The sequence below is a fragment of the Mesorhizobium sp. 2RAF21 genome (assembly GCF_052115345.1).
GTDB classification, from domain to species: Bacteria; Pseudomonadota; Alphaproteobacteria; order Rhizobiales; family Rhizobiaceae; genus Mesorhizobium; species Mesorhizobium terrae.
This window is the reverse complement of record NZ_JBFRGM010000011.1, coordinates 63,025-78,514: the sequence shown is the minus strand read 5'-3', so window position 1 is coordinate 78,514 and position 15,490 is coordinate 63,025. Positions and strand designations below refer to the sequence as shown.

The window sequence follows — 15,490 nt, the reverse complement described above, 5'->3', positions numbered from 1 at the left end:
GGAGCATGGATACCCTTCGCTCCAAGATCATCCCGGTCACCACGATCCTCGCGATCATCGTGATCATTTGGTATGTCGGCGCGGTGGCGATGAACGCGCCGTTCCAGCGCGACATGGACAGCCGCAACAACGTCACGCCCGGCACGGTCGAGTTCATCGGCAAGACATTGTCGCAGCCGAAGCCGACGTTGCCGGCGCCACATCAGGTGGCTCAGAACTTTTTCGAGAACACGTTCGAACGCAAGATCACCAGCAATCGCAGCCTCGTCTACCATGCCTGGGTGACGCTCTCCTCGACGCTGCTCGGCTTCGCCTTCGGCACGGCGCTGGGCATCGCGATTGCCGTCGGTATCGTCCATGTGACGACGCTCGATCGCAGCCTGATGCCGTGGATCATCGCCTCGCAGACCATCCCCATTCTGGCGATCGCGCCAATGGTGATCGTTGTGCTGGCCGCCATCGGCATCACCGGGTTGATCCCGAAGGCACTGATTTCGACCTATCTTTCCTTCTTCCCGGTCGCGGTCGGCATGGTGAAGGGACTGCGCTCGCCGGAACTCATGCATCTCGACCTCATGCACACCTACAACGCCAGTTCCACGCAGACCTTCTGGAAGCTGCGGGTGCCGGCCTCGGTGCCGTTCCTGTTCGCCTCGATGAAGGTGGCGGTGGCGGCAAGCCTGGTCGGCGCCATTGTCGGCGAGTTGCCGACCGGCGCTGTTGCCGGCATCGGCGCAAAATTGCTTGCCGGTGCCTATTACAGCCAGACCATCGACATCTGGTCGGCGCTGGTGGCGGGCTCGATCGTGGCGGCACTTCTGGTTGCGCTGGTCGGGCTGGCGGGTCGCCTGGTTGACCGCGCCATGGGCGGGAGGCCGGCATGAAAGGCTTGAAACCGTCCTGGCAGGCTGTACTCGCAATCGTGCTCTGCCTTGTCGCGGCGGCACTCGGCGCCATAAGCGCACCGGAGGCAGTTGCCTCGGCCCAGCCCACGGCCACGATCAACTACCCTTACATGGGCACAAAAGCCCTGATGTACGGGATCGTCATCGCGGCCGGGCTCCTGTCCATGTTGGCGCTCGCGCCGGCGCTCGAAGCCTTGGCGCTGTTCGTCGGTTCGAGCATGGCTGCGTTCTTGCTGGTGCGTGGCATCGCCGGCTTCGAGGGCACGGCGCTGGCGCCATATTTCCTTGTGCTGGCCGCCGCCTGGCTGCTCGGCTGGCGTTGCGTGGCGGCGCTGTCGTCGATGAAGCCGTCGCAACGATGGATGTCGACGGCACTGAAGCTCGCCATTCCGGCGCTGTTCGGCGCCTGGATCCTGGTGTTGTGGGAGGCGATTACCCGCGGCGCCGGCATTCCGTTCATCCTGTTGCCGCCGCCAAGCTCGGTCGGCGCGCGCATCGTCAATTCGCTTCCCGTGCTGTGGGCCGACGTCAACCAGACCATCTTCCGCTCGGTGCTGATCGGTTATGTGCTGGGCTGCGGGTCGGGCTTCGTTGCGGCCATTCTCGCCGATCGTTTCGTTTTCCTGCGACGCGGGCTGATCCCGATAGGCAACATGGTGTCGGCGCTGCCGATCATCGGCGTGGCACCGATCATGGTGATGTGGTTCGGCTTCGACTGGCACTCCAAGGCGGCCGTCGTCATCATCATGACCTTCTTCCCGATGCTGGTGAACACGGTGGCGGGGTTGGCGGCGTCCGGGCACATGGAGCGCGACCTGATGCGCACCTATGCCTCGAACTACTGGCAGACGCTGGCGAAGCTCAGGCTGCCGGCGGCGGCGCCCTTCATCTTCAACGCGTTGAAGATCAATTCCACCCTGGCGCTGATCGGCGCCATCGTCGCCGAATTCTTCGGCACGCCGGTGGTCGGCATGGGCTTCAGGATATCGACCGAGGTCGGCAGGATGAATGTCGACATGGTCTGGGCCGAAATCGCGGTTGCAGCACTTGCGGGTTCGGTCTTCTATGGCGTGGTCGCGCTCATCGAACGAGCAGCCACGTTCTGGCATCCGTCTGTCCGGGGAGGCTAGGCGGAGAAGAATAAAGAGGGTTTGGGTTCAACTTCAGAGGGTAAGAACATGAAAAAACTGATGGTTTCGATGCTGGCGTCGGCAATGTCGCTGGCGGCTTTCCAGGCGATGGCCGCCGACAAGGTGACGCTGCAGCTTAAATGGGTCACGCAGGCACAGTTCGCCGGCTACTATGTCGCCAAGGACAAGGGCTTCTACAAGGAAGAAGGGCTGGACGTCGACATCAAGCCGGGCGGCCCGGACATCGCGCCCGAACAGGTGATTGCCGGCGGTGGCGCCGACGTCATCGTCGACTGGATGGGCGGCGCCCTGGCCGCGCGTGAAAAGGGCGTGGGGCTGGTGAACATCGCCCAGCCTTTCAAGAAGGCCGGCATGGAACTGGTCTGCCCGAAGAACGGGCCGATCAAGACCGAGGCCGACTTCAAGGGCCACACGCTGGGCGTCTGGTTCTTCGGCAACGAATATCCGTTCTATGCCTGGATGAACAAGCTGGGCCTCAAGACGGAAGGCGGACCGGATGGCGTCACCGTGCTCAAGCAGAGCTTCGACGTGCAGCCGCTGATCCAGAAGCAGGCTGACTGTATCTCGGTGATGACCTACAACGAATACGGACAGGTGCTCGATGCCGGTTACAAGCCGGAAGACCTGGTCGTTTTCAACTATTCGGCAATGGGCAACGATCTGCTCGAGGACGGGCTCTACACGATCGAGGACAAGCTGAAGGACGCGGCCTTCGAGGACAAGATGGTGCGTTTCGTGCGCGCCTCGATGAAGGGTTGGAAATACGCCACCGAAAACACCGACGAAGCTGCTGGAATCATCGTGGAAAATGGCGGTCAGGACGAAAACCACCAGAAGTTCATGATGAAGGAAGTGGCCAAGCTGGTCGACAACGCCGACGGCAAGCTGATCCCGGCCGCCTATGAGCGTACCGCCAAGGCATTGCTCGACCAGAAGATCATCACCAAGGCACCGACCGGCGCCTACACTACGGCGATCACCGACAAGGCGATCAAGTAAGCGCTATTGGCTTCATGCTGAATCGGAAAGGGGCGGGCAACCGCCCCTTTTTGTTTGAGCCCTAAGATGTCGTCCTCGCGGCAGAGACAGTGCGTGCTCGAACATCGACCCCGAACGGCTTGATCCGTTGGGCCGTGCCGCCTAGCTAAGTCGCGACAAACCCTCCAACGTGTTGGGCATTCCATGAAAAAGATCGGCTTTCTCTCCTTCGGCCATTGGTCGCCATCGCCGCAGTCCGGCACGCGTTCGGCGGCGGATGCCTTGCTTCAATCGATCGACCTCGCCGTGGCAGCGGAAGAGCTGGGTGCGGACGGGGCCTATTTCCGGGTGCATCATTTCGCTCGCCAGCTGGCGTCGCCGTTCCCGCTTCTGGCGGCGGTGGGAGCCCGGACCAAAAAAATCGAGATCGGCACGGCGGTCATCGACATGCGCTACGAGAACCCGCTCTACATGGCCGAGGACGCCGGGTCCGCCGACCTGATCGCCGGCGGACGCCTGCAGCTCGGCATCAGCCGGGGCTCGCCCGAGCAGGTCATCGACGGCTGGCGTTATTTTGGTTACGCGCCGCAGGACGGCAAGACCGACGCCGACATGGCCAGGCAGCACAGCGAGGTGTTCCTCGATCTGTTGCGCGGCCAGGGGTTCGCGCAGCCCAATCCGCAGCCGATGTTCCCCAACCCGCCGGGACTGCTCAGACTGGAGCCGCATGCGCCCGGTCTGCGCGACCGCATCTGGTGGGGTGCTGCCACCAACGCAACCGCTGAATGGGCGGCGAAGCTCGGCATGAACCTGCAAAGCTCGACGCTCAAGTTCGACGAGAGCGGCAAGCCTTTGCATGTCCAGCAGGCCGAGCAGATCCGCGCCTATCGGGAAGCCTGGAAGGCGGCCGGCCATGAGCGCACGCCGCGCGTTTCGGTCAGCCGTTCGATCTTCGCCTTGGTCAACGATCTCGACCGTGCGTATTTCGGCCGCAGCGGCGAAAGCACCGACCAGTTCGGCTATATCGAACCGGAGAAACGCGCCGTTTTCGGGCGCAGCTACGCGGCGGAGCCGGACGTACTGGTCGAACAGCTGCGCGGCGACGAGGCGATCGCCGAGGCTGACACCTTGCTGCTGACGGTGCCGAACCAGCTCGGCGTCGAATACAACGCCCATGTGATCGAGGCGATCGTCAAGCACGTGGCGCCAGCGCTAGGCTGGCGCTAGGTCCTGACCCAGAGGCCGGACCTGACTTACTATCGCTTCTCGCGGATATCGGTCAGCGTCTTGGCCGGGGTGATCGCCTCGGGGTCGAGACGCACCTCGATGATCGACGGCTTGCCGCTGGCTTTAGCCCGCTCGAAGGCCGAGGCGAATTCGTCGGTCTTCACCACCGTCTCGCCATGGCCGCCATAGGCGCGGGCCAGTGCAGCGAAGTCCGGGTTCTTCAGGTCGGTGCCTTCGACGCGGCCAGGATATTCGCGTTCCTGGTGCATGCGGATGGTGCCGTAGATGCCGTTGTTCACCACCACGGTGATGATCGGCAGGTCGTATTGCACGGCGGTGGCAAATTCCTGCCCATGCATCATGAAGCAGCCGTCGCCGGCGAAACAGATCACCGGGCGATCGGGGTGCAAAGCCTTTGCCGCGACCGCAGCGGGCAGGCCGTAACCCATCGAGCCGGAGGTCGGGGCTGCCTGCGTGGCGTAGCGGCGGAAGCGGTGGAAGCGGTGCACCCAGGTGGCATAGTTACCGGCGCCATTGGTGAAGATGGCATCCTGCGGCAGCACGCTTTCGAGATAGTCCATGATCGGGCCCATCTGCACCGGGCCGGGGCCGGTCTTGGGCGTCGTCGACCAGGCGAGATAGGTGTCGTGCAGCTTCGCGGTCTCGGCGCCCCAGGCGGGCGCCGCCTTGGGTTGGCGCTTGGCGAAAGCCTCGACGAAAGCAGCCGGCGAGGCGTTGATCGCCAAAGTCGGGCGATAGACGCGGCCGAGTTCGTTGGCGTCGGCATGGACATGAACCAGCGTCTGGTCCGGATAGGGGCTTTTGAGAATGGTGTAGTCGGAGGAGGGCATTTCGCCCATGCGGCCGCCGATCAGGAGCACGAGGTCGGCTTCCTTGATCGCACTGGCGAGCTTGGGGTTGATGCCGATGCCGACGTCGCCGGCATAGTTCGCATGGAGATGATCGAACAGCATCTGGCGGCGGAAGGAAACACCGACCGGCAGCGACCAGGCTTCGGAAATCTGTCTCATCCGCTCGACAGCATCGTCGGTCCAGCGGGTGCCGCCGAGGATGACGAAGGGACGCTTGGCGCCGGCAAGCAGCTTTTCGAGCTGGTCGAGTTCGGCTTCGCCCGGTCGCGTTTCAACCGGTGTGAAGGGCTGCGCCAGCGGCGCCTCGACCTCGCTGACCAGCATGTCCTCCGGCAGCGAAATGACCACCGGGCCGGGCCGGCCGGAAGTGGCCACGGCGAAGGCGCGGGTGACGAGTTCCGGGATACGTTCGGCGCGGTCGATCTCCACCACCCATTTGGCGATATCGCCGAAGAAGCGTTTGTAGTTGACCTCCTGGAAGGCCTCGCGTTCGCGAGCGTGACCGGCGATCTGGCCGATGAACAGGATCATCGGAATGGAATCCTGCATGGCGATGTGTACGCCGGCGGAAGCGTTGGTGGCACCCGGCCCGCGGGTGACGAAGCAGATGCCGGGCTTGCCGGTGAGGCGGCCATGGCAATCCGCCATCATGGCGGCGCCGCCTTCCTGGCGGCAGACGATGGTGCGGATCGGAGAATCGTGCAGCGCGTCCAGCACGGCGAGGTAGGATTCCCCCGGCACGCAGAACATGCGGTCGACGCCATTGGCTTCGAGGGCTTCGACGATCAGCTTACCACCGGTTTTCATGATCCGGGCTACTCCAGTTCGGCAAGGATTTCAGCGGTGTGCTCGCCGAGGCGCGGCGAGGGGCGATCATAGACGAGCGGCGTGGCCGACATCACCATCGGCGCGCGCACGGAAGGCAAGGTGTTGCCATGGCCATCGTCGAGATCGAGCCGCACGCCGCGGGCAATCGCCTGAGGGTCAGCGAACATCTGGCCAATGTCGTTAATGGGGCTGGCGGGCACGCCGGCGCCTTCCAGCTTGGCCAGCAGATCGTCGCGGGTGAATTTGGCGAGCGCATCGAGCATGTGTTCGCGGAGCTTCACGCGATTGGCGACACGCGCGGCGTTGGTGGCGAAGTCTGGATCGGCGGGCAGGGAGGCGAGCCCGACCACGGCGCAGAACTTGGCGAACTGGCTATCATTACCGACAGCGAGGATGAAATGCCCGTCGGCGACCGGCAGCACCTCATAGGGCGCGATGTTGGGGTGGGCGTTGCCCATGCGCTCGGGTGCCTTGCCGGAAACGAGATAGTTGAGGTTCTGGTTGGCCAGAACCGAAATCTGCGAATCGAACAGCGCCATGTCGACATGCTGGCCTTCGCCTGTCGCCTCGGCGTGGCGCAGAGCTGCCTGGATGGCGATGACCGAATAGAGGCCGGTGAAGATGTCGGTGACGGCGACACCGACCTTCTGCGGCTCGCCGCTGGCGGCCCCGGTGATCGACATCAGGCCGGACATGCCCTGGACGATGAAATCATAGCCCGCGCGCGGCGCATAGGGGCCGGACTGGCCGAAGCCGGTGATCGAGCAATAGACGAGCTTCGGGTTGATGACCTTCAGGCTGTCATAGTCGAGACCGTATTTCTTCAGGCCGCCCAGCTTGAAATTTTCGATCAAAACGTCGGCGCTGGCGACCAGCTTGCGCACTGTCTCCGCACCTTCCGGCGTCGAGAAGTCGATGGCGATGGAACGCTTGCCGCGGTTGCAGGCGTGGTAGTAGGCAGCGGAAAGGTTCTCCCCATCCTTGCCTTTCACGAAGGGCGGCCCCCATTTACGGGTGTCGTCGCCTTCCGGACTTTCGACCTTGATGACGTCGGCGCCGAGATCGGCCAGCATCTGTCCCGCCCACGGGCCGGCAAGGATGCGGGCGAGTTCAATGACGCGCACGCCTTTCAAGGGAGGATTGGCCATGAAACACCGCAGGTTCGTTTGGTCGGGCAGGCTCTAGCAACCCAAACAGGTCCTGTCACGGTTCTTGCGATGGACCAGCATCTGTAAACGGCAAAACTTAGCGCGAAGCCGTGACCTTGTCCGCCCAGGCGGCGAAGTCTTCCATGATAATGTTCCGATTCACCTCGTTCAGGCTTTCGTGCCGCGTTTCGGGGTAAACCTTTGAAACGAGATTCGAAAAGTGCATCTGGCGCATGCGCCGTGTCAGATGCTCCACGGCCTTGCCGCCACTGGTTGCGGGGTCCTTCTCGCCGCCGGTGAGGTTGACGGGCAGGTCCTTGCGGATGCCGGCGAAACGGCTATCGTCGGCGCCGGCGAAGATGAAACCGAACAGGTCGCGCCAGAGCGAGACCGAGGCATCCCAGCCGCAGAGCGGGTCGGCGATGTATTTGTCTACCTCAGCCGCATCGCGCGACAGCCAGTCGAACAGGGTGCGGTGGCCGGGAACCGCCTTGCCCCAGGCCTGGAAGGTGAGGCGGGGCAACATGCGCGAGGGTACGTCCGAGCCCAGCCTGAACCGCTCCCAGCCCAGTATGGCGAGCGCTGCATAACCGGCGATGCCGGCGCTGAAATTGGCGTTCCAGACGGCGGCGCCCGCCAGGCGCGGCGAATGTCTCTGGATGAAGTTGAGCGCGATCAGTCCGCCCATGGAGTGGCCGAAGGCGATCACCGGCAGCCCGTCATGCTCGGTTGCGATCAGTTCGTGCACGGCGAGGACATCGGTGATCACCTTACCGCCGCCGTCGGTGTCACCGAACTTGCCGGGCGGCGCGTCTGGCGCCGTGGTGTGGCCGTGGCCGCGATGATCATGCGCATAGGTGTGGTAGCCGCGGCCGGCGAGAAAATCTGCGAGGCCGGCATAACGCGCGGCATGCTCGGCAAGGCCGTGGCTGATCTGGACCACGCCACGCTCCTTGCCGTCTGCCTTGCGCGTGTAAAGATTGAGCGATGCGCCGGTGGGTGAGGCTAGGCTGCGCTGGTCATTGAACGGCATTCTCTTCTCCTCCCCCAAGGCGCGGTTGAAATCCGCGCTCCTTGCCACTGAAAGTCGCAAGGCTTTTGTTTGCGCCGGCGCCGGTTTAGCGTCAATCGGCTGCGCTATTTCCGCAGCGGAAGTTCAAACCGCGGTGACGAGTGCATCGCAATTCTGTCATATCGGTGAGGCAGATGGCGCGCTGTCCAACCAGGGGGAATTTTCGCATGCGGATTTGGCTTGTTCTCGGGTCGATGCTTGCCGGGGTCGCACTCAGCGGAGCCGCGCGTGCGGAAACGAAACTCAGCGGCAGCTTCGTCGCCGACGCCGCCTGTCCGGCGACGCAGGCGATCAAAAGCGGCAAGAACCCGGGCGATGTCAGCACGCAGGTGGGCCAGAGCTACGACGTTGTTGCCGGCAACAAGGACGCGCCGACCCACTACATGATCCGGGTGCCGGGCGCCGATCCCGAGCGTCGCTGGGTGAAGGTGAGCTGCGGCCATCTCGCCGGCGAGGCCGCCGCCGCGCCGGTTGTCCCAGCCGCACCGGTCGAACCGGGAACGGCACAGAAGAAAGCCGCGGGCGGCAAGCCCGAATACGTCTTCGCGCTTTCCTGGCAGCCGGCCTTCTGCGAGACCAAGTCAAACAAGCCGGAATGCCGGGCGATGACGGGTTCGAGTTTCGACGCGACGAATTTCACCCTGCACGGCCTGTGGCCGCAGCCGAACGGCAATTTCTATTGCCAGGTGGGCGCCTCGGACCGGGCCAATGACAAGCCGGGCCGTTGGCAGGATCTGCCACCGGTCAATCTGGACACCAAAACCCGCCAGGAACTCGATAAGGTGATGCCGGGCACGGCCTCGCAACTGGAACGGCATGAGTGGATCAAGCACGGCACCTGCTACGGCAAGGATCAGCAGGCTTACTTCGCCGACGCGCTGGCATTGATGCGACAGGTCAATGCCTCGCCGGTGCGGGAACTGTTCGAAAAGAACATCGGCAAGGACATCACCTCGGACCAGATCCGCAGCGCCTTCGACAGTGCGTTCGGCAAGGGGGCGGGCGATCGCGTGCGTGTTTCCTGCTTCAACGACCGCGGCAAGCGGTTGATCGGCGAGGTAACGCTCGGTCTCGCCGGGCCGATCGGGCCGGGCAGTTCGCTGAAGGATCTGATGCTGGCGTCGGCGCCGACCGACAATGCCGGTTGCCCAGTGGGCACTGTCGATCCGGTCGGATTGCAATAGTCGCCACAATCAATTCCACAGAGCGCGGGCTGGCGGCCGAGGCCCCGCCCGCTCTTTGGCTTGCACTGACAGCGTATTGAAAAAGCGCACCTTTTCAGGGTGTCGACAAAGAGCCTGTCGGCTGATCAGGTCGCCACGGCGAGGACGCGGCGCACCTCGGCGATAAGTTCCGGGATCGCCTCGGCCTGGTTGTCGGTGAATTTGAGCAGCGCCTTTTGAAACAGGCCATCCATCACCGCGTAGAGTACCGGCGACGACATCGTCAACGGCTTGCCGGTGAGTTCGGAAAGCCGTGAGGCGACACGCCAGATCATGTCCTCCAGGCTCTTGTCGATGGCGGTGACATCCTCGCGGAAGGCGCTTTCGAACAGCGCCTGGGCCCTGAGATCGTACCAGAGCCGATGCATGTCGGCTTCCTGGCGCAGGGTCTCGGCGAGCTTGTCGAGGAAACCATCGATCAGTTGCTCCCGCGTCCTTGCGGTGGCCGTCACCTCGTCATAGCGGGTCACGCATTTCGCCTTGTACTGGCGCACGCTGCAGCAGATCAGGTCGATCTTGTCGGTGAAGTAGTAGTGAAAGACGCCGTGCGTGAATTCCGACTTCTGGGCGATCTCGCGCAGGCTGGTGCGCGCATAACCAAGCTCGCCCAGCGTCTTGAGGACAGCCTCGGACAGTTCCGAGCGGCGCGCATTGAACTTGTCGATCGGCAATCGCCGCCCGCCCGCCCTGGCCCTCGGGACCTCGATCAGAGCCTCAGTCATTGCGTATCCCTGTTTACCCGCTCCTGCGCCGGAAGATCGTCGGCGCGGCGGGTCTCTTTAGTTTGCCGGAATAAATCACGACGCGGCGCCGCACGCAATGAACCGGTTCATTCCATCGGTTCATGATTTATACAATCGCCCAGAAATTTGCTTGGCAATTGTCAAGATTTTTTTGTTGGATGATCGCCACAAGCTCCGTGGTGTGTGGTTGGCTGTGGGGGGAGGTCGGCTCGGTGAAGACACTGAAGCAGATCGAGGTGTGGAGCGACCTGCCGCGTTCCAAGGTCGACAAGGTGCTGAAGGCGGAGATCAAGTTAAGGCTTCTCGCCAAGACGAATTGATCCACATCGGACAAGGCTTTTTGGCGCCGGGTGGCGTGGTGAAACTCATTTTGTGTCGACCGGCTTCCAAGCGCTGGTCTGCGGATGTTACCAACCGCAGGAATGTTGCCGACAGAGGCCTGGATGCAAGAACACCGCATTCACCAGATATTTCAAGTCAGTGTCCTGCTCAAAGGCGCCCATGCTCTGCTTGAATGCGCAGGCGGCATCGCGCTCTGGCTTGTCGGAACGGACACGATTTCAAATCTGGTCAACATGCTTACCCAGGAAGAGCTGGTCGAGGACCCGAAGGATTTCCTGGCCACGCACCTGCTGACCTGGGCGCAAGGCTTTTCCGTGGAAACCCGGCATTTCTATGCGTTCTATCTGTTGAGCCACGGCATCGTTAAACTGGCGCTCGTCGCCGGGCTTTTGCGAAACAAACTCTGGGCCTATCCAGCATCGCTGGTCGTGCTCGGCCTCTTCATCGCTTATCAGCTCTATCGTTTCTCCTACACGCATGGCGTCGGGCTCATCGTTTTGACCGTCTTTGACCTCGTCGTGATGTGGCTGATCTGGCACGAGTACCGCCTAGTGCGGCGGCATCTGCCAACCTCTTAGCGCTGCCGGCCGAGCCATCTCGCGGTTGCGATGGACAAAGCGCTTTCTCACGGCAATCGAAATCTGTGTTCGTCGGAAAAACAATTTGATCGTGGATTGCCCCAAATCGTGCGGATTCGAAGTGTTGATCGAGGCCAACAGCAACCGAAGGAGGGGCAAATGAAAGTCTCTGTTCTTGTTTTGGCGGGCGCGTTGTCGGCGCTTGCATTTGCCGCCCAGGCGGCGCCGACGATAAAACCCGTCGCGCCGGCTTCCGATGGCCTCGTTCAGCAGGCCAGGGTGAGCTGCGCCTACCTTACGCCCGATGGCTACTGCGTCCGGCCTCGCAAGCACTACAAGAAGCATCATCGTCAGCATTGGCGCTATCACCGCCCGGTGTACCGCACCTACGAGCCGCAGCCGGATGATTACTGGCGCTATGAGCGTCCGCGTCCGCTGATCCGTATCATGCCGAACTACGGGCCGTTCTACGGTGACGGCTGGGATAATTCGGACGACTGAGAGGTACACGCCATTCGTTGCCCCGATGGGCAATTTGAATGGGGAAGGACCAACAAACCCAGAATCTGCCTCAGATATGCCGCAAACGGATATGAACCGCTTGTTGTGGGATGGGGCCATGGAGATGAAAAATGAAACTCTCGCGCCAATTCGCGCTTCTTGCTTGCCTGGGATTGGCGGCCGGAGGCGTAGCTCTCACAAATGCCAATGGCTATGGTTTCGTCAGTGCCGCATATGCCAAGAACGGCGGTAATGGTGGCAATGGCGGCGGCAACGGACATTCCTCGTCCGAGCACGATGCTTCTGCCGACGCGCACGACAAAACCGAGCCGGAAGACGGCGGAAGCAATACCGGCAAGCTAGGCGCGCTGAACGCGGCCCATGCATCGGCGCGGGCCAGGGCACGCGCAAACCCGAACTCCGCAGTGGGCAAGATCGCCGCCTACGAGAAGAGCCGCGAGGCGGCGCTGGCTATCCAGGATCCCGTCGCCCAGGAACAGGCGCTGGATGCGGCGGAACTGAAGCTTGCCGCCGATTTCGGGCGCCCGGCATTGCCGGAAAGCGAGATCAGCAAGGTCAACGCCCTGCTCGACGCCCGCCGGTAAATTCTGCTGGTTTCATGCAGAACGCTGTTTCTGCGAGTTGGGCCTCGTTCAGCCGTGCGAGGCCCAACAGCAGGAGGTTGGTGCACCGCCAGTTCGTTCTTCTTGAATGGGCGGGCAGGGCACTGAGCCATAGGAACAGAAAACGCAGCAATCACCACTCTTCGGGCGCAAGAGGGTTCCACAACCCTTGCAGTCATAGAAGAATTGACAGGCATCGGTCGGCATTTGTTCGACAGCGGTATGGCCGCAATGCGGACACGTGATCGTCGAGTTGAGTTCGGTCATCACAGTTTGCCTTCCTCCCCCGATATAATCGGCCCGCATCCCGCAGTCACTACAGGTTCGTGGGAAAGGCGAAGTCGAGGTCTTGGCTGTCGGAGAGATAGCAAAGGCCACAGGCGTTCGCTTGGAGACGATCCGCGACGACGAGCGCATTGGTCCGATGTCGAGGCCGCGGCAGATCGAGGTGCGGGCGGCTTGCCGCATCTCAAGCCTGGCAAGGTGCTGAAGGCCGAAACCAAGCCAAGGCTTCACGCCAGGACCAATTGACGGCCGGCGTTTTCGCGGCCTTGACGATTGCCGTTTCGGTCGCCATCGCCTACATAGCGCGCAACCTCCGTTCAATTCGGCTTCCAATCCGTTCGACCAAGGAAAGCGCGCGTGGCACGCCAGTTCATTTATCACATGTCGGGTCTCTCGAAGGCCTACGGCACCAAGAAGGTGCTGGAGAATGTTCATCTGTCCTTCTATCCCGATGCCAAGATCGGCATTCTCGGCCCCAACGGCGCCGGTAAGTCGACGATCCTGAAGATCATGGCCGGGCTCGACAAGGAGTTCACCGGTGAAGCCTGGCTCGCCGAAGGCGCAACCGTCGGCTATCTGGCGCAGGAGCCGCATCTCGATCCGGCAAAGACCGTGTTCGAGAACATCATGGAGGGCGTCGCCAAGAAGACGGCCATCATCGAGCGCTACAACGAATTGATGATGAACTATTCCGACGAGACGGCCGACGAATCGGCCAAGCTCCAGGACGACATGGACCGCCTCAATCTGTGGGATCTCGAACAGCAGGTCGAGATGGCGATGGAAGCGCTGGCCTGCGCGCCCAAGGACGCCGACGTGACCAAGCTGTCGGGTGGCGAGCGCCGCCGCGTGGCGCTGTGCAAGCTGCTGCTCTCCGAGCCGGATCTGCTTCTGCTCGACGAACCGACCAACCATCTCGACGCCGAGACCACGGCCTGGCTGGAAAAGCACCTGCGCGCCTACAAGGGCGCCGTGCTGCTCATCACCCACGACCGCTACTTCCTCGACAACGTCACCGGCTGGATCCTCGAGCTCGACCGCGGTCGCAGCATTCCCTACGAGGGCAACTACACCGCCTATCTGGAAGCCAAGGCCAAGCGCCTCAAGCAGGAAGGTCGGGAAGACGACGCCCGCCAGCGCGCCATCGGCCGCGAACGCGAATGGATCCAGTCCTCGCCCAAAGCGCGTCAGACCAAGTCGAAGGCGCGTATCCAGGCCTTCGAGAACCTGCTCGAACAGGCCAATAACCGTCGCCCGACCGACACGCAGATCGTCATTCCCCATGGCGAGCGCTTGGGCAACGTCGTTATCGAAGTCGCCGATCTCGACAAGGGTTTCGGCGAACAGCTTCTGATCGAAAACCTGACCTTCAAATTGCCTCCGGGCGGCATTGTCGGCATCATCGGCCCGAACGGCGCCGGCAAGACGACGCTGTTCAAGATGATCACCGGCCAGGAAAAGCCCGATGCCGGTACGATCCGCGTCGGCGAGACGGTTAAGCTCGGTTATGTCGACCAGAGTCGCGACGCGCTCGACCCGAACAAGACCGTGTGGGAAGAAATTTCCGGCGGCGCCGAAGTGGTCAAGCTCGGCAAGTTCGAGGCCAACACCCGCGCCTATTGCTCGTCGTTCAACTTCCGTGGCGGCGACCAGCAGCAGAAGGTCGGCAACCTCTCCGGCGGTCAGCGCAACCGCGTGCACCTGGCCAAGATGTTGCGCACCGGCGGCAATGTGCTGCTGCTTGACGAACCGACCAACGATCTCGACACCGAAACGCTGGCCGCACTCGAAGACGCGCTGGAAAGCTATGCCGGCTGCGCCGTCATCATCAGCCACGATCGTATGTTCCTCGACCGCTTGGCCACGCACATCTTGGCCTTCGAGGGCGACAGTCATGTCGAGTGGTTCGAAGGCAACTTCGAGGACTATGAGAAGGACAAGATCCGGCGCCTTGGCCCGGAAGCCGTCAATCCGCACAGGATGACGTATAAGAGACTGACGCGCTGACAATACCAACGCCCCGCCCAAAAAGCGGGGCGTTTTCGTTCCACCTCCCGTTCGGAGTTTGCAAAATGAAAGACTGGTCCGCCGCGCAATATCTGAAGTTCGAGGACGAGCGGACGCGGCCGGCGCGGGATCTGCTCGCGCAGGTGCCCGTCGCCGATCCGCGCCGCGTGGTCGACATTGGCTGTGGGCCGGGCAATTCCACCGAGCTGCTGGCCGAACGCTGGCCGGATGCCGAGGTCAGCGGCTTCGATACATCGCCCGACATGATCGAGAAGGCGAGGGCGCGCCTGCCCGGGCTTTCCTTCGAGCTCGCCGACGCGGCAAGCTGGATGCCGGCCGAGCCGGTCGACGTCATCTTCGCCAATGCGGTGTTTCAGTGGCTGCCGGAACATCCGGCCGTTCTGCAACGGCTGACCGGGTTGCTTGCGCCCGGCGGCGCGCTGGCGGTGCAGATGCCCGACAACATGGCCGAGCCGTCGCACCGGCTGATGCGCGAGACTGCGGCGGCGATGCCTTTCGCGGACAAACTCGCCAAGGCGGCGCGCGCTCCGCTGCCGCCGGTGTCTTTCTATTATGACAGGCTGAAGCCGTATGCGGCGAGGCTGGATATCTGGCACACCATCTACAACCACCCGCTCGCCGACGCGGCGGCGATCGTCGAATGGGTGAAATCGACCGGGCTGAAGCCGTTCCTCGATCCGCTCGACGAGAGCGAACAGCGCCGCTTCCTGGACCACTATACGGCGCGGATCGCCGAGGCTTATCCACCGGCTTCCGACGGCAAGGTGCTGCTGCATTTCCCTCGGCTGTTCATCGTGGCGACGCGTGGCGACTAGGTGGTTTTTGCCCGCGATGACGCGGTTTCCACGCCATTCCGTGGCAAAGCCGAGGCCAGTCCGATGCGAACGTTGCGTCAACAATCCGCCACGGATGCCGGACAGGAAGGGCTCGCATCGCGGCGGAAGGTAGCGTAAACCGCAAGGGAAAAGCCGGTCACGCCGTATCCT

Annotated in this window: 16 protein-coding genes; 11 read left to right on the top strand and 5 right to left on the bottom strand. The window is 62.5% G+C overall.

What is annotated here, in order from left to right; all coding sequences use genetic code 11:
• Positions 1-5 precede the first annotated feature (5 nt).
• The 4 genes from AB4136_RS18800 to AB4136_RS18785 all read left to right on the top strand — a co-directional run bounded on the left by AB4136_RS18800 (position 6) and on the right by AB4136_RS18785 (position 4,261).
• Positions 6-884 carry an ABC transporter permease gene (locus AB4136_RS18800; protein WP_024923494.1) on the top strand — a complete coding sequence of 293 codons (879 nt, stop codon included), beginning with the start codon at positions 6-8 and terminating at the stop codon, positions 882-884.
• Positions 881-2,035 (top strand): ABC transporter permease, encoded by a 1,155-nt coding sequence (locus tag AB4136_RS18795; RefSeq protein ID WP_024923493.1) that lies wholly within the window; start codon positions 881-883, stop codon positions 2,033-2,035. The genes AB4136_RS18800 and AB4136_RS18795 overlap by 4 nt, the downstream gene beginning before the upstream one ends.
• 48 nt (positions 2,036-2,083) lie before the next feature.
• Positions 2,084-3,055 carry an ABC transporter substrate-binding protein gene (locus AB4136_RS18790; protein WP_024923492.1) on the top strand — a complete coding sequence of 324 codons (972 nt, stop codon included), beginning with the start codon at positions 2,084-2,086 and terminating at the stop codon, positions 3,053-3,055.
• Between the two features lie 183 nt (positions 3,056-3,238).
• Entirely contained in the window at positions 3,239-4,261 is a 1,023-nt protein-coding gene (locus AB4136_RS18785; RefSeq protein ID WP_024923491.1) for an LLM class flavin-dependent oxidoreductase, read from the top strand.
• A 29-nt stretch (positions 4,262-4,290) separates the two neighbouring features.
• Here AB4136_RS18785 and AB4136_RS18780 read toward each other — a convergent pair whose 3' ends face one another.
• The 3 genes from AB4136_RS18780 to AB4136_RS18770 form a co-directional block, all read right to left on the bottom strand.
• Positions 4,291-5,940: a thiamine pyrophosphate-binding protein gene (locus AB4136_RS18780; protein WP_024923490.1), complete on the bottom strand. Its 1,650-nt coding sequence runs from the start codon at positions 5,938-5,940 to the stop codon at positions 4,291-4,293.
• Positions 5,941-5,948: 8 nt separating this feature from the next.
• Positions 5,949-7,109, bottom strand: coding sequence for a CaiB/BaiF CoA transferase family protein (locus AB4136_RS18775; RefSeq protein WP_036254265.1), 1,161 nt, complete (start codon positions 7,107-7,109; stop codon positions 5,949-5,951).
• Positions 7,110-7,206: 97 nt separating this feature from the next.
• Entirely contained in the window at positions 7,207-8,142 is a 936-nt protein-coding gene (locus AB4136_RS18770) for an alpha/beta fold hydrolase (protein ID WP_024923489.1), read from the bottom strand.
• A gap of 206 nt (positions 8,143-8,348) precedes the next feature.
• On the opposite strand from AB4136_RS18770, the gene AB4136_RS18765 reads away from it, so the two are divergent.
• Positions 8,349-9,365, top strand: a complete 1,017-nt coding sequence (locus AB4136_RS18765; RefSeq protein WP_024923488.1) for a ribonuclease T2 family protein — start codon at positions 8,349-8,351, stop codon at positions 9,363-9,365.
• A gap of 125 nt (positions 9,366-9,490) precedes the next feature.
• Here AB4136_RS18765 and AB4136_RS18760 read toward each other — a convergent pair whose 3' ends face one another.
• Positions 9,491-10,126 carry a TetR/AcrR family transcriptional regulator gene (locus tag AB4136_RS18760; RefSeq protein ID WP_024923487.1) on the bottom strand — a complete coding sequence of 212 codons (636 nt, stop codon included), beginning with the start codon at positions 10,124-10,126 and terminating at the stop codon, positions 9,491-9,493.
• A gap of 179 nt (positions 10,127-10,305) precedes the next feature.
• Here AB4136_RS18760 and AB4136_RS18755 point away from each other — a divergent pair, with 179 nt between their 5' ends.
• The 4 genes from AB4136_RS18755 to AB4136_RS18740 all read left to right on the top strand — a co-directional run bounded on the left by AB4136_RS18755 (position 10,306) and on the right by AB4136_RS18740 (position 12,173).
• Positions 10,306-10,467: a hypothetical protein gene (locus AB4136_RS18755; RefSeq protein ID WP_171020949.1), complete on the top strand. Its 162-nt coding sequence runs from the start codon at positions 10,306-10,308 to the stop codon at positions 10,465-10,467.
• Positions 10,468-10,590: 123 nt separating this feature from the next.
• A complete protein-coding gene (locus AB4136_RS18750) occupies positions 10,591-11,067 on the top strand; it encodes a DUF2127 domain-containing protein (RefSeq protein ID WP_137900832.1) in 477 nt (158 codons plus the stop codon).
• 30 nt (positions 11,068-11,097) lie between these two features.
• Positions 11,098-11,568, top strand: a complete 471-nt coding sequence (locus AB4136_RS18745) for a hypothetical protein (RefSeq protein ID WP_137900831.1) — start codon at positions 11,098-11,100, stop codon at positions 11,566-11,568.
• A gap of 131 nt (positions 11,569-11,699) precedes the next feature.
• The gene (locus tag AB4136_RS18740) at positions 11,700-12,173 is read left to right on the top strand and encodes a Holotricin-3 precursor (protein ID WP_137900830.1); all 474 of its coding nucleotides are present in this window, start codon (positions 11,700-11,702) and stop codon (positions 12,171-12,173) included.
• Between the two features lie 48 nt (positions 12,174-12,221).
• On the opposite strand, the gene AB4136_RS18735 is transcribed toward AB4136_RS18740, so the two are convergent.
• Positions 12,222-12,458, bottom strand: a complete 237-nt coding sequence (locus tag AB4136_RS18735; RefSeq protein ID WP_137900829.1) for a GDCCVxC domain-containing (seleno)protein — start codon at positions 12,456-12,458, stop codon at positions 12,222-12,224.
• A 375-nt stretch (positions 12,459-12,833) separates the two neighbouring features.
• Here AB4136_RS18735 and ettA point away from each other — a divergent pair, with 375 nt between their 5' ends.
• Positions 12,834-14,483 carry an energy-dependent translational throttle protein EttA gene (ettA, locus tag AB4136_RS18730; RefSeq protein ID WP_024923483.1) on the top strand — a complete coding sequence of 550 codons (1,650 nt, stop codon included), beginning with the start codon at positions 12,834-12,836 and terminating at the stop codon, positions 14,481-14,483.
• A 65-nt stretch (positions 14,484-14,548) separates the two neighbouring features.
• Positions 14,549-15,319 carry a trans-aconitate 2-methyltransferase gene (gene tam, locus AB4136_RS18725; protein WP_137900828.1) on the top strand — a complete coding sequence of 257 codons (771 nt, stop codon included), beginning with the start codon at positions 14,549-14,551 and terminating at the stop codon, positions 15,317-15,319.
• Positions 15,320-15,490 lie beyond the last annotated feature (171 nt).